A 13,518-nucleotide genomic window follows, 5' to 3' on the forward strand; every position below is an offset into this window, starting at 1 on the left:
GTCAGCGAATCCAGACCTCCACCCGCCGGTTCACGCCGCGTCCCCAGGCGCTGTCATCACAGGCCATGGGCAGGGCTTCGCCGAAGGCATCGACGGCCATTTCGGGCAGGGGGCCTTCGACCTCCTCAGCCAGCGCGGCGCGCACGGCCTCGGCCCTGCGGCGCGCGATCTTCAGGTTCTGTTCGGCGCTTCCCTGACCGTCGCCAAAGCCGACCAGGGTCAGCGCGCGGCCATCAAAGCGCCCGGATTCCAAAGAGCGCGCCAACAGTGCCACGTTGGACCGCGATGGCGCGTCCAGCACGACCGAACCGCCCTCGAAGCGAAAGGTGATCGACAGGCGCGCATTGTCCGCCATCACCGTGGCCAGGCGTTGCAGCTGCTCCAAGGTGACCTCAGGTCCAGCGGCACGCAGGGCATTGTTCAACCGGTCTCCCTGCTCTCGCGCAGGCACCTCGTCGAAACGCTGATCGACAAACCCTGCGCGGCGCACAACGAATTGCGCCGCATCCGAGCGCATGTAGCGCAGCAGATCCCGCGCCAGGCGCGGCAGGCGACGACCGGGCAAGTACAGATACATCGGCGTTGTCAGCGGGAAATCCTCCGCCTTGATCGTTGCGCGGGTGGCGGCCAGGTCGAAGCCGCAAGTGCCGGTCAGGGTGACAACCTCGGTCGCGCCTGGCCTGGAATAGCCGGTCATGCCGATACCAAAGGGATCCTCGGCCACCGCGCGGGTCACGGCGGCATCACTGCCCTGTATCAACACGCCCTCAGCCAGCGTGCCACCCTGCGCACGCACGACATCGCTGACAAAGACATGGCCAAACCCGTAGGACGGGTCGCGCAGATAGGGAGTGATCGGCGCATCCTCACCGCCCAGTTCCGACCAGTTGGTGACCTCACCGGAATAGATCTGCATCAGCTGGGTCATCGACAGGCGGCGCACCGGGTTGCCTGCGGCGACCACGGGGACCAGCGCATCCAGGGCGATCACCCGGACCTGTCTGAGCGAGCGCAGGTCACCAAGCCCCGCGTCGCGCACCAGCGTGCGTTCCTGTCCGGTCGCCTCGCGCATCGACAGGACCATGTCCGCCTGATTGCCGAGCAGGTCGGCAAAGCCTTCGGCGGACGTCGTCAGGCGAATGGTGATCCTTGCAGCAGGCTGGCGGGTGTTCCCCTCGAACAGGGTATAAAGCAACCCGGTGCCCGGCACTTCCTCGCGTTGCAGGGCATAGGAATGGCGCAGGGCGAACCCTTCAATGAGCGCAGGGATCAGAACACGGCCCATCTCCTGGGCGCCCGAGATGGTGAACTCGGCGACATAGCTGCCCAGGTTCGGGCAGCCCGGCCCTTCGCAGCTGACGCCGGAGGCATCGACGGTCAGCACGCCGTAATCCGTGTCGATTCGGTAAAACTCCCCATCGAAGCTGAGAAGGGTGCCGTCCAGCTCGATCGAGCCGTCGCGGGCGCGCAGGGTCACGTCATCGGCGCGCAGAGGCGCAGCGAGAGTGGCAAGAAAAAGCGCGGCGAGAACCGCCGCGCGAAGAATGGTCATGGCCCGCCCCTGTTGCCAGCGTCAGTTGCTGGCGATTTTCAGGTCTTGGGGCAGGTTTTTCAACACCAGAAATTCACCCACGGCGTCGCAACCGGGTGCCCCGAAGGACAATTCCGAGCTGCCCAGCCCATCGCGCGGGGAAATCCGCAGCAGGGTGGCGCGGGTCGGCGCGTCACAGGCTTCCGCCAGGATCTCGGCCTCAACTGACACGTCGGGGCTGCGCCCTGCATTGATCAGGGCAACCGGATAGGTGTAGATATCGGCCGTCCAGCCGCCGGGCACCGAGCCGACAACGGTCATGAAGCCACCCTCGCCGGTCGTCGCACGATCCGCGCTGCCCATTTGATTGGCGTGCATGTGGCCGGGTTCGTCATAGGTGGCACCGCCTTCCAGCGCGTGCAGACCCATACCGGTGATACCTTTCCAGACCAGCGCAATGCGCTCGTAGTCGGCCAGGGTCGGCATGAAGATCTCGGTTTCTGCCTGGCTGCCATCGGTGAAATTCGCGGTAAAAACAGCGTCTTCCGACAAGGCAGGAAGGTCGATACGGGTCAGGCCGCCATCATCCAGGCGTTCGTTGATCCGCAGGCCTTCGTGCAGGATCTCGACCACCTGACCAGCATGGCAGGGGCTTTCCAGCGCCAGGGTAACCATCGCGGCGGGGGCGGACGTGGCGGTAAAGCCGGTCTCGCAGTCGGGCGTGGCCGTCGGTTCGGGCGTATCTGTTTCAACCGGGTCCGACTGCAACGCCGCTTCGATCACCGGCTCCGGGGTGTCGGGATCGGCGAAGGGCAGGATCGGCTGCGGCGGTTGGGCCAGGATCGGCACGACATCCGCGCGGGTCACCTCAGGCGCCTGTTCCACCGTAGGGGCAGGCAGGGGTGCATCCGACGCAAGCACCTCGCTCGCGGGTTCGTTCGGAACGGCCGCGCTGACCATGGTGGGTTTGGAAAGCGGCGCGCCACCCGGCAGCGGAACCCCGTTCTGCATGAAAAACCCGGCGGCGGCAGCGATAACAAGCGTCGCACCGGCGGTCTTGGCCTTTTTCTTGTCGATCACGGGCATTGCGATCTCCTTCCACTCGAAACCAGTGTGAAGATCGCCAAACATTGCGCCGATCTGATGGAATTCACATGGCTTTTCCACCTCAGGATGACGCCGATTTCCTTAGGAAAGGTTGAGATCGCCGCATCCACGCCATGTTTCAAACAGATTTCGGCCCCGCCCTGACGAAACAGAGCGGGGCCGATTCCAAAAACTGTTTCCTATCAGGTTCAGAAACTGCCGTGGCAGTGCTTGAATTTCTTGCCTGACCCACAGGGGCAGGGGTCGTTGCGGCCCGGGTTGCCCCAGGTGCTGGGATCGTTTTCGTCAAAGCCGGGGATGGCTTCGCCCGCAGGCTCTTCAACCGGGGCGGGCGCGGCGGCGGCAGCCTGGGCCGCCTGCTGTTTCATGAACTGCTCCATCAGCGCGCGCTGTTCCTCTTCGGACATCGGGCGCACCTGCGCGAGCTGCTGGGTCACGTCCTCGCGCAAACCATCCAGCAGGTTTTCGAACAGCTGGAACGCCTCGGTCTTGTATTCGTTCAGCGGGTCGCGCTGCGCGTAGCCACGGAACCCGACGACCGAGCGCAGGTGTTCCAGCGTCAGCAGGTGTTCCTGCCACTTCTTGTCGATGGTCTGCAGCAGCACCTGCTTTTCGATGTTGCGCATGGTCTCGGGGCCGAAATCGACCGCCTTCTTCGCCATCATCTCGTCCGAGGCGTCATAAAGCTTCTCGCGAATGGTGTCGTCATCGGCGCCTTCCTCGGCAGCCCAGTCGATCACCGGCACGTCGATGCCGACCTTTTCCATCACCGAGGCATAGAGCCCCTGAGTGTCCCACTGATCAGCGTAGGATTTGGGCGGCATGTAGCTGTCCACAAGGTCATCCACCACCTGGTGGCGCATGTCCTGGGCAATTTCCGACAGATCCTCGGTCTCCATGATCTCGCGACGCTGGGAGAAGATCACCTTGCGCTGATCGTTCATCACGTCGTCGAATTTCAGAAGCTGCTTGCGGATGTCGAAGTTGCGACCTTCGACCTTGGCCTGGGCGCGTTCCAGCGACTTGTTCACCCAGGGGTGCACGATGGCCTCGCCGTCTTTCATGCCCAGGGTCGACAGGACCTTGTCCAGACGTTCCGAGCCGAAGATGCGCATCAGGTCGTCTTCGAGCGACAGGAAGAAGGCCGAACGGCCCGGGTCACCCTGACGGCCCGACCGGCCGCGCAGCTGGTTGTCGATGCGGCGGCTTTCGTGGCGTTCGGTGGCTAGGACGAACAACCCGCCCGCCTCCAGAACCTTGGCCTTTTCCTCGGCATGTTCGGCTTCGATCTTGGCACGGATGGCTTCGGGATCGGCCTCCGGGTCGGCGGCCAGAGCCTCCATCACCTTCATCTCGACATTGCCGCCCAGCTGAATATCGGTGCCGCGACCGGCCATGTTGGTGGCGATGGTCACCGCACCCAGACGACCCGCGTCGCCAACGATCTGCGCCTCGCGCTCGTGCTGACGGGCGTTCAGAACGTCATGGGGGATGCCTGCCGCTTTCAGCATCTGCGACAGCATCTCGGACTTTTCGATCGAAGTGGTGCCGACCAGGGTCGGCTGACCCTTTTCATGCGCCGCTTTGATCTCCTCGATCACGGCGGCGTATTTCTCCTCGCCGGTGCGATAGACCGCGTCGTGTTCATCTTCGCGGGCAATCGGCTTGTTGGTCGGCACTTCGACCACGCCCAGCTTGTAGATTTCCTGGAATTCCTCTTCCTCGGTCAGCGCGGTGCCGGTCATGCCTGCGAGCTTGTCGTAGAGGCGGAAGTAGTTCTGGAACGTGACCTGAGCCAGCGTCACGTTCTCGGCCTGGATCTTGCAGCCTTCCTTGGCCTCGATGGCCTGGTGCAGACCATCAGACAGGCGGCGGCCCGCCATCATGCGGCCGGTGAATTCATCGATCAGAACGACATCACCATCGCGCACAATATAGTGTTGGTCCTTGGTGAACAGCTTGTGGGCGCGCAGGCCCTGGTTCACGTGGTGCACCAGCGTGGTGCTTTCGGGATCATAGAGCGTCTGACCTTCGGGCAGCAGGCCCGCGGTTGCCAGGCGTTGCTCCAGGAACTCGTTGCCCTCGTCGGTAAAGGTCACGTTGCGCGCCTTTTCGTCCAGGGTGAAATGCTCGTCCTGAATTTCCGGGATCAGCGCGTCGATGGTGACATAAAGCTGCGAGCGATCCTGGGCCGGGCCCGAGATGATCAGCGGCGTGCGCGCCTCATCGATCAGGATCGAGTCGACCTCGTCCACGATGGCGAAGTGATGCTCCCGCTGGTACATGTCCTTCAGCTCGGACTTCATGTTGTCGCGCAGGTAATCGAAGCCCAGCTCGTTGTTGGTGGCGTAGGTCACGTCACAGGCGTAGGCGGCCTTCTTTTCCTCGTCCGGCTGCTGCGGATAGACAACGCCGGTGGTCATGCCCAGCGCGCCATAGACCTTGCCCATCCATTCCGCGTCACGACGGGCCAGGTAATCGTTCACGGTAACGATATGTACGCCCTTGCCCGTGAGCGCGTTCAGATAAGCGGGGAAGGTGGCGACAAGAGTCTTGCCTTCGCCGGTCTTCATCTCGGCGATATTGCCCTGATGGAGGAACATCCCGCCCATCAGCTGCGTGTCGAAGGCGCGCAGGCCCAAGGCGCGCTTGGCACCCTCGCGGCAGTTGGCGAAAGCTTCGGGCAGGATCGCATCCAGCTTCTCGCCCTCGGCGACGCGGCGCTTCAGTTCCTCGGTCTTGTCGATCAGCCCCTGATCGTCCAGCTTGGCGAACTCTTCTTCCAGCGCGTTGATCTTGGCAACAACCTGGCGCGTGGCCTTGATCTTGCGATCATTCGGCGTGCCAAAAATCTTGCGCGCCACAGTTCCGATACCAAGCATATTCCGTCCGCCTCGAGTGGGTTCAATCCGTTTTGATGAGAGGGTGCTTGCCCGTCCCCGCCCTGACCCGTATCTAGGGCGGAAGGAACCGGCGCTCTCAAGCCTTCGGAGGATGTAGGCGCAGGGGGTATAAGTGTCAACATTGCCGGGCTTTCCGGCCTCTTTCGAGGACCAAAACATGTCGAAACGTCACAGCTTTTTGATGGGGGCGGCGATGGCCGTGGCCCTCGCCCTTCCCGCCACCGCACAGGATGTTACCGCCGACACCGTGGTTGCCACCGTGAACGGCGAGAGCCTGACCCTGGGTCACCTTGTCGCGGCCCGCTCGGCGCTGCCGCCGCAGTACCAGCAGCTGCCCGATGACGTACTATTCGAAGGGCTGCTGGAGCAATTGATCCAGCAGGTCGTGCTGTCCCAGGCGATGGGCGAGCTTGATCGTCGCACCCAGGCAATCCTGGAAAACGAGCGTCGCGCGCTGATCGCGGGCGAGATGCTGCAAGGTGTGGTCGAAGAGGCTGTGAGCGACGAGGCGCTGCAGGAAGCCTATGACGCGCAATTCGCCAATGCCGAACCGACCGAGGAATGGAACGCCTCGCACATTCTGGTTGTCAGCAAGGAAGCGGCCGAGGGGCTGATTGCCGAGCTGGAAGGCGGCGCCGATTTCGCCGCTCTGGCCAAGGAACATTCGACCGGTCCCTCCGGCCCGAACGGCGGCGAGCTGGGCTGGTTCTCGGCCGGCATGATGGTTCCCGCATTCGAGGCCGCCGTGATGGCACTGGAAGTTGGCGCGGTGTCCGAACCCGTCGCGACCCAGTTCGGCTGGCATGTGGTCAAGCTGAACGACAAGCGTCTGCAGGGTCCGCCCCCGCTGGAAGAGGTGCGTGACCAGCTGGCCGAAATCATCCAGGGCACCGCGATGGAAGAAGCCATCGCCGCGCTGATGGCCGCTGCCGCGATCGAGCGCCCGGACCTGTCGGCGATCGACCCCGCCACCCTGAAAGACGAAACTCTGATCGACTGACGGACGACCATGGGCACCAAGGCAAAGATCAAGAAGCTCGAAAAGAAGCTGAAGAAGCTCAAATCCAGGCTGAAGGCGGCGACGACCCACACCCATGCGGTCGCGCCGCTGGCGCCTGCGGCTTTCCCGGCGCTGCCGGTCATCGCAGGGGCCAAGTTCTCGGCGGTCAAGGCGGGGGTGAAATATGCCGACCGTCTGGACGTGATGCTGGCAGAGCTGCAACCGGGCAGCGCGGTCGCCGGGGTGTTCACCAAATCCTCGACCCGGTCGGCGGCGGTGCTGGATTGCCAAGCCAAGATCGGGTCGGACCCTGCCGCCGGGGCGGCGATCATCGTCAATGCGGGCAATTCAAACGCCTTTACCGGGCAGGCCGGCTTCGACTCGGTTGCCAGCATCACCGGTGCGGTGGCCGAAGCGCTGAATGTGCCCGAAAACAGGGTCTATTCCGCCTCAACCGGGGTGATCGGCGAACCACTGGACCCGGCGATCCTGACCGATTGCCTGGACGAGCTGAAGGGCACCCTGGTGCCTGATGCGCTGGAACAGGCGGCCGAGGCGATCCGCACCACCGACACGTTCGCCAAGGGTGCCAAGGCCGAGGTCCGCATGGGCGACCGGCTGGTGCATATCGCGGGCATCGCCAAGGGCTCGGGCATGATCGCGCCAGACATGGCGACGATGCTGGTCTTCATCTTTACCGATGCCAGGATCGAACAGCCGGTGTTGCAGCAGATGCTGGGCGAGCTGACCGATCAGACCTTCAACAACATCACCGTGGACAGCGACACCTCGACCTCGGACACGCTGATCGTTGGGGCCACCGGCGCCTCCGATGTCGAGGTCGACGCCGAGAACGCCGCCTTCCGCGACGCCCTGCGCGAGGTGATGATGGACCTGGCGCACCAGGTGGTGCGTGATGGCGAAGGGGCGAGCAAGTTCGTCGAGGTCCGCGTCACCGGCGCCAAGACCGACGCCGATGCGCGCACCCATGCGCTGGCCATCGCCAACTCGCCGCTGGTCAAGACCGCGGTGGCGGGCGAAGACCCGAATTGGGGCCGCATCGTGGCTGCCATCGGCAAGTCCGGCGCCTATGCCGAACGTGACAAGCTGTCGATCTCCTTCGGTAATATCCTTGTTGCCGAGGGCGGTTGGGTCTCGCCCGACTATCGCGAGGAGGACGGCGCCCATTACATGCAACACGACGAGCTGCTCATCCACGTGGACATGGGGCTGGACGCGGGCGAGGCACAGGTCTGGACCTGCGACCTGACCCACGGCTACATCCAGATCAACGCGGATTACCGGTCGTAAACTGAGACCAGAATCCTAGGATTCTACAGAGAAAGCAGGTCGGAATGGACGCGGTACGCAATACGAATGTCATCCTGGTCTCGGCGGTCGCCCTGATTGACCCCGACGGGCGGGTGCTTCTGGCACAACGCCCGGAGGGGAAGTCCATGGCCGGCCTGTGGGAATTTCCCGGCGGCAAGGTCGAACCGGGCGAAAGCCCGGAGGCCGCGCTGATCCGCGAGCTGCACGAGGAGCTGGGCATCGACACCTGGGCGTCGTGCCTGGCACCGCTGACCTTCGCCAGCCATGCCTATGACGACTTCCACCTGCTGATGCCAGTCTTTGCCTGCCGCAAATGGGAGGGCACGCCGCATCCCAAAGAAGGTCAGAAACTGTCCTGGGCGCGGCCGCAGAACCTGCGCGACTACCCGATGCCGCCCGCCGATATTCCGCTGATTCCCATGCTGAGGGACTGGCTCTAGGGCGAAAGCGCCACAGTTTCGCCACATTCCTAACCATTGCGTAACAATTGTTAATGATTTGCTAACCAAGGCCCCCTAGTTTGGCCTCGTATCGTTTTATCTGGGGGAAACGAACATGCTACGCACTGTCATTCTGGGCAGCTGTGTTTCCGTGCAGGGGCTCTTTGTGCGGGAACTGGCGAACGGCAAGATCGTCGTTCGGGTCGGAGAAAAGCTCTATCAGGGCTATCCGGTCGATATGGCCCAGGCGGCCTGATCGCTGCCACACATAATGAACGAAAAAGGGACGGCGCTGGCCGTCCCTTTTTGTTTCTGGCGCTGTGCGAAGACCCTTAGTCCAGGGTCCGCGCCACTTCTTCGCGCTCAAAGATCTCGATGACATCCTGCGGGCGGATATCATCGTAGTTCTCGAAGGCCATGCCGCATTCCTGACCGGACTGCACTTCCTTGACCTCGTCCTTGAAGCGCTTCAGCGTCTTCAGCGTGCCCTCGTGGATCACCACGTTGTCGCGCAGCAGGCGCACACCGGCCGAGCGGCGGGCGACACCTTCGGTGACCAGACAGCCGGCGACCTTGCCGACTCCCGACACCTTGAAGACTTCGCGGATCTCGGCGTAGCCGATGAAGTTTTCGCGCACCTCGGCGGAAAGCAGGCCCGACGCGGCGGCTTTGACGTCATCCACCAGGTCATAGATGACCGAGTAGTAGCGGATCTCGACACCCTTCTGGTTCGCGGCATTGCGCGCGGAGGCGTTGGCACGGACGTTGAAGCCGATGACCGGCGCGCCGGAGGCTTCGGCCAGGCCGATGTCGGTCTCGGTGATCGCGCCGACACCATAGTGCAGCACGCGCACGCGGACCTCGTCGTTGCCGATCTTTTCCATCGCCTGAACGATCGCCTCGGCAGAGCCCTGCACGTCGGCTTTGACCAGGATCGGCAGCTCGGCGACATTCTGATCCGCCTTGGCCTTGGCCATCATCTGTTCCAGCGTGGTCGCAGCACCGGCGGCGGCGCGCTTGTCCTTGGCGGCCTGGATCCGGTAGTCGGCGATTTCCCGCGCCTGGGCTTCCGCTTCGACCACGTTCAGCACGTCACCGGCTTCGGGCGTACCGTTCAGGCCCAGCACCTCGACGGGCACGGACGGACCGGCTTCGCTCACGCGGTTGCCCTTGTCGTCAACCAGCGCACGGACCTTGCCCCACTGTTCGCCGACGACGAAGATGTCGCCCTGACGCAGCGTGCCGTTCTGCACCAGAACGGTGGCAACCGGGCCACGGCCCACGTCCAGCTGTGCTTCGATCACGGCACCCGAGGCGGCGCGTTCCGGGTTGGCCTTCAGCTCCAGAACCTCGGCCTGCAGTGCGATGGCTTCCAGCAGTTCGTCCAGACCGTCACCGGTGTGGGCCGACACTTCGACATCCTGCACGTCACCCGACAGCTTCTCGACGATCACTTCGTGTTGCAGCAGGTCGGTGCGCACCTTGTCCGGGTTGGCAGCCGGAAGGTCACATTTGTTGATCGCCACGATCATCGGCACTTCGGCGGCCTTGGCGTGGTTGATCGCTTCGACGGTCTGCGGCATCACGGCGTCATCCGCCGCCACCACCAGCACGACGATGTCGGTCACCTGGGCACCACGGGCGCGCATCGAGGTGAACGCGGCGTGGCCGGGCGTATCGAGGAAGCTCAGCAGAGTGCCATCATCGGTCGACACCTGGTAGGCGCCGATGTGCTGGGTAATGCCACCAGCCTCGCCCGCGGTGACCTTCGCATCGCGGATCGCATCCAGAAGCGAGGTCTTGCCGTGGTCGACGTGACCCATGATGGTGATCACGGGGGCGCGCGGCTCCAGATCTTCTTCCTTGTCCTCGACGCTGTCGATCACGTCTTCGACGTCGGCATCCGACACGCGCACGATCTTGTGGCCGAATTCTTCGACGATCAGCTCGGCGGTGTCTTGGTCGATCGACTGGTTCTGCGTGATCATCATGCCCATGTTCATGAGCGACTTGATTACGTCGGCAACGCGTTCGGCCATGCGGTTGGCCAGTTCCGACACCACGATGGCCTCGGGCACCTGCACGTCGCGCACGACCTTTTCGCGCGGCTCGTTGCCACCCATGGCCTTCTGGCGCAGACGGTCCTGCTTGCGCTTCATCGCGGCGACCGAGCGGTGACGCCCGCCTTCACCGCCACGCAGCGCCTGGTTCACGGTCAGCTTGCCCGAGCGACGGTTGTCGTCCCGACCACCCTTGCCGCGGTTCTGTTTCTGGTCGCGTTCATTGCGATCGGTCTTGCGCGGCGCAGACGAGGGCTTGCCGGTGCCACGGGCCTCGGCGGCCTGGGCGGCGGCCGGATCGACGGCGGGCTGGGCCTTCGCGGCCTTTTCGCGGGCCTTGGCCTCCTCGGCTTCGCGCTTCTTGCGCTCTTCTTCCTCGGCTTTCGCCTTCAGCGCGGCCTCACGCTCACGCTCTTCGCGTTCCTTGGCCTCGGCCTCGGCACGGCGACGGGCGCGCTCTTCCTCGCGGGCCTTTTCCTCTGCGGCACGCTTGGCGGCCTCTTCGGCTTCGCGGGCCTTGGCAGCCTGCAGCGCCTTCAGGCGGCGCTCCATTTCGGCATCCGAGATCCCGGCAGGACGTTTCGAGGGATCGCCCTTCGCAGGACCACCCTTGGCGCCAGCCGCCTTGGCTGCCGAAGCCGCACCGGGCTTGGGCACCACAACGCGGGGTTTGCGCTTGGTTTCAACCACCACCTTGTTCGTCCGCCCGTGGGAGAAGCTCTGCTTCACCTGACCCGGGCGGTTGCCACGGATCCCAAGGGTCTTTTTGCCGTCATTATCGCTCATCTGGTCTTCGTACCTTTCCGGCGCCGATTTGCGCCGTCATCCTCTTGCGCGCGCAAGCCTCGCAGCTTTGCGGCCTCCTCTACTACACGAGAGGTCAAACCACCAGCGGCGAGCGCGCCATGTATCACATTTTCCCGCCCGAAAGCCAAACCCAATTCATTTGCGGTCAAAACGCCTATGAACCGGTCCCGTCCCGGGGGCGGGCGAAGCTTGGATTTCCCGCGCTCCGAACCATCGCTGGCCTGGATCAGCACCTCGGCCTGATCCTTCATCAACCAGTCTTTCACCTTCTCGTAACCGGCCACGGATTGGCCGGCCTTGCGCGCCAGGCTGATCAGGTGCACGACCCGATCCGCCAGCGCCTTTTCCAAATCGTCCACCAGCCCCTCGGGGGCCGAGACCTTACGCTTTGCACCGCGCGAAAACAGACCTTTCGCCACGGCTTTCTCCAGCGCCTTGCGGTCGGCCGAGACCCATATGCCCCGGCCCGGCAGCTTGCCCAGCAGATCAGGCACCACCTGATCGTCGGGTCCGACCACAAACCGGATCAACCCGGCCCGGGGCTGGGTGTCACCGGTCGCGATGCAGCGCCGTTCGGGCTCCTCCGCCCGCGATTTCTGGCCCCCGCGCGTCATGGCGCTCGCTCCGAGGCCTGGGATCAGGCCTCGTCGCCCTCAGCCAGGGCCTCTTCACCTTCAACCTCTTCGCCTTCCTCGGCATCGGCTTCCAAATCGGCCAGGTCGACCCAACCCAGCATGACGCGGGCGGTCATGACCAGGTTCTGCGCATCTTCGAGGCTGACACCATAGGGCTCCAGCACACCGTCATCCTTGATCCGCTCGCCGTTCTGCGAGGTCCAGCCGCCAGCCAGCTCCCAGTCGGCGCAGGTGGCAAAGTCTTCCAGCGACAGAACGCCATCTTCGGCCAGAGCCTGGATCATCTGCGGGGTCAGGCCCTCGAAGCTGAACAGGCTGTCCTGCACGCCCAGCTCCTGGGCGCGTTCGATTGCCTTGCGGTTCTGTTCATCGATGAAGTCACGGGCGCGGGCCTGCAACTCCTGGGCCGTGCCTTCGTCGACACCGTCGATCACCAGCAGTTCGTCCAGCTCGACATAGGCGACCTCTTCGAGGTTGGTGAAGCCTTCCGAGACCAGCAGTTGGGCGAAGAACTCATCCAGGTCCAGCGTGTCCATGAACAGCTGGGTGCGCTCGGCGAACTCCTTCTGACGGCGCTCCGATTCCTCGGCCTCGGTCATGATGTCGATGTCCAGCGCAGTCAGCTGGCTGGCCAGACGCACGTTCTGACCACGGCGGCCGATGGCGAGGCTCAGCTGCTCGTCCGGCACCACAACCTCGATGCGCTCGGCGTCTTCGTCCAGAACAACCTTGCTGACTTCGGCCGGTTGCAGCGCGTTCACCAGGAAGGTCGGGGTGTCCTCGTTCCACGGAATGATGTCGATCTTTTCGCCCTGCAGCTCGTTCACCACGGCCTGCACGCGCGAACCACGCATACCGACACAGGCGCCGACCGGGTCGATCGAGTTGTCATAGGAGATGACCGCGATCTTGGCGCGCGAACCCGGGTCACGGGCAACCGCCTTGATCTCGATGATGCCGTCGTAGATCTCCGGCACTTCCATCTTGAACAGCTCGGCCATGAATTCCGGCGCGGTGCGCGACAGGAAGATCTGCGGGCCGCGGGTCTCGCGGCGCACATCCTTGACGTAGCAGCGGATGCGGTCGTTCGGGCGATAGCTTTCGCGGCCGATCTTCTCGTTGCGGCGCAGAATTGCTTCGCCGGCACCCACGTCGACGATGACGTTGCCGTATTCCTCGCGCTTGACCTGACCATTGATGATCGTGCCCGCACGATCCTTGAATTCCTCGTACTGGCGATCACGTTCGGCTTCGCGCACCTTTTGCAGGATCACCTGCTTGGCGCTTTGCGCGGCGATACGGCCCATGTCGACCGGCGGCACGGTCTCGCGGAACTCGTCACCAACCTCAGGCGCCTTGGTCTCGGCGAAATCGACCAGCTGGCCGTCGCGATACCAGAATTCCTCGCGCCCCGACTTGGCCGGTTCGAAATAGGCCTTCGCCTGATCCACGGTGAACTCGGCCTGGTAGTTCTCCAGCTCCTCATCCGTGACCACCGTGCGCACACGGGTAAAGGTCGCACGACCGGTCTTGCGGTCGATCAGGACGCGAATGTCCATTTCCGCGCCGTAACGGCTCTTGGCAGCACGCGCGAGGCTTTCTTCCATCGCCTCGATGACCAGACCGGGATCGATCATCTTTTCGCGGGCCACGGCCTCGGCGGTCTGGAGCAGCTCCAGCTGGTTTGCGGAAGTGATTGCCAT

General features: G+C 63.7%; 10 protein-coding genes. 4 read left to right on the forward strand and 6 right to left on the reverse strand.

Features of this window, described 5'->3' with window-relative positions; all coding sequences use genetic code 11:
* Position 1 precedes the first annotated feature (1 nt).
* The 3 genes from ACO07D_RS06815 to secA all read right to left on the reverse strand — a co-directional run bounded on the left by ACO07D_RS06815 (position 2) and on the right by secA (position 5,520).
* Positions 2-1,552 (reverse strand): substrate-binding domain-containing protein, encoded by a 1,551-nt coding sequence (locus tag ACO07D_RS06815; protein ID WP_421702206.1) that lies wholly within the window; start codon positions 1,550-1,552, stop codon positions 2-4.
* A gap of 21 nt (positions 1,553-1,573) precedes the next feature.
* A complete protein-coding gene (locus tag ACO07D_RS06820; RefSeq protein WP_421702207.1) occupies positions 1,574-2,617 on the reverse strand; it encodes a hypothetical protein in 1,044 nt (347 codons plus the stop codon).
* 209 nt (positions 2,618-2,826) lie between these two features.
* Positions 2,827-5,520 (reverse strand): preprotein translocase subunit SecA, encoded by a 2,694-nt coding sequence (secA, locus tag ACO07D_RS06825; protein WP_421702208.1) that lies wholly within the window; start codon positions 5,518-5,520, stop codon positions 2,827-2,829.
* Positions 5,521-5,698: 178 nt separating this feature from the next.
* Between secA and ACO07D_RS06830 the strand changes: the two genes are divergently transcribed.
* The 4 genes from ACO07D_RS06830 to ACO07D_RS06845 all read left to right on the forward strand — a co-directional run bounded on the left by ACO07D_RS06830 (position 5,699) and on the right by ACO07D_RS06845 (position 8,569).
* Positions 5,699-6,541, forward strand: a complete 843-nt coding sequence (locus tag ACO07D_RS06830; RefSeq protein ID WP_421702209.1) for a peptidylprolyl isomerase — start codon at positions 5,699-5,701, stop codon at positions 6,539-6,541.
* A gap of 9 nt (positions 6,542-6,550) precedes the next feature.
* The gene (gene argJ, locus ACO07D_RS06835; RefSeq protein ID WP_421702210.1) at positions 6,551-7,852 is read left to right on the forward strand and encodes a bifunctional glutamate N-acetyltransferase/amino-acid acetyltransferase ArgJ; all 1,302 of its coding nucleotides are present in this window, start codon (positions 6,551-6,553) and stop codon (positions 7,850-7,852) included.
* A 44-nt stretch (positions 7,853-7,896) separates the two neighbouring features.
* On the forward strand, positions 7,897-8,313 hold the full coding sequence (locus ACO07D_RS06840) for a (deoxy)nucleoside triphosphate pyrophosphohydrolase (protein ID WP_421702211.1): 417 nt from the start codon (positions 7,897-7,899) through the stop codon (positions 8,311-8,313).
* Positions 8,314-8,428: 115 nt separating this feature from the next.
* Positions 8,429-8,569 (forward strand): hypothetical protein, encoded by a 141-nt coding sequence (locus ACO07D_RS06845; RefSeq protein WP_421702212.1) that lies wholly within the window; start codon positions 8,429-8,431, stop codon positions 8,567-8,569.
* A 76-nt stretch (positions 8,570-8,645) separates the two neighbouring features.
* Here the strand turns inward: ACO07D_RS06845 and infB are convergent, their stop codons facing one another.
* Genes infB through nusA form a run of 3 tightly spaced genes read right to left on the reverse strand, consistent with a single transcriptional unit; the run spans position 8,646 to position 13,518 of the window.
* Positions 8,646-11,159 (reverse strand): translation initiation factor IF-2, encoded by a 2,514-nt coding sequence (infB, locus tag ACO07D_RS06850; protein WP_421702213.1) that lies wholly within the window; start codon positions 11,157-11,159, stop codon positions 8,646-8,648.
* The gene (locus ACO07D_RS06855; protein ID WP_421702214.1) at positions 11,156-11,794 is read right to left on the reverse strand and encodes an RNA-binding protein; all 639 of its coding nucleotides are present in this window, start codon (positions 11,792-11,794) and stop codon (positions 11,156-11,158) included. The genes infB and ACO07D_RS06855 overlap by 4 nt, the downstream gene beginning before the upstream one ends.
* Positions 11,795-11,817: 23 nt before the next feature.
* A complete protein-coding gene (nusA, locus tag ACO07D_RS06860; protein ID WP_421702215.1) occupies positions 11,818-13,518 on the reverse strand; it encodes a transcription termination factor NusA in 1,701 nt (566 codons plus the stop codon).

Source organism: Aliiroseovarius sp. (assembly GCF_965228805.1).
In the GTDB taxonomy this organism is placed as follows: Bacteria; Pseudomonadota; Alphaproteobacteria; order Rhodobacterales; family Rhodobacteraceae; genus JASBTN01.

Excerpts from the sequence above, each read along its gene's own strand:
- ACO07D_RS06815 (WP_421702206.1), bottom strand. The coding sequence starts at position 1,552 with ATGACCATTCTTCGCGCGGCGGTTCTCGCCGCGCTTTTTCTTGCCACT.
- ACO07D_RS06820 (WP_421702207.1), bottom strand. The coding sequence starts at position 2,617 with ATGCCCGTGATCGACAAGAAAAAGGCCAAGACCGCCGGTGCGACGCTT.
- secA (WP_421702208.1), bottom strand. The coding sequence starts at position 5,520 with ATGCTTGGTATCGGAACTGTGGCGCGCAAGATTTTTGGCACGCCGAAT.
- ACO07D_RS06830 (WP_421702209.1), top strand. The coding sequence starts at position 5,699 with ATGTCGAAACGTCACAGCTTTTTGATGGGGGCGGCGATGGCCGTGGCC.
- argJ (WP_421702210.1), top strand. The coding sequence starts at position 6,551 with ATGGGCACCAAGGCAAAGATCAAGAAGCTCGAAAAGAAGCTGAAGAAG.
- ACO07D_RS06840 (WP_421702211.1), top strand. The coding sequence starts at position 7,897 with ATGGACGCGGTACGCAATACGAATGTCATCCTGGTCTCGGCGGTCGCC.
- ACO07D_RS06845 (WP_421702212.1), top strand. The coding sequence starts at position 8,429 with ATGCTACGCACTGTCATTCTGGGCAGCTGTGTTTCCGTGCAGGGGCTC.
- infB (WP_421702213.1), bottom strand. The coding sequence starts at position 11,159 with ATGAGCGATAATGACGGCAAAAAGACCCTTGGGATCCGTGGCAACCGC.
- ACO07D_RS06855 (WP_421702214.1), bottom strand. The coding sequence starts at position 11,794 with ATGACGCGCGGGGGCCAGAAATCGCGGGCGGAGGAGCCCGAACGGCGC.
- nusA (WP_421702215.1), bottom strand. The coding sequence starts at position 13,518 with ATGGCAATCACTTCCGCAAACCAGCTGGAGCTGCTCCAGACCGCCGAG.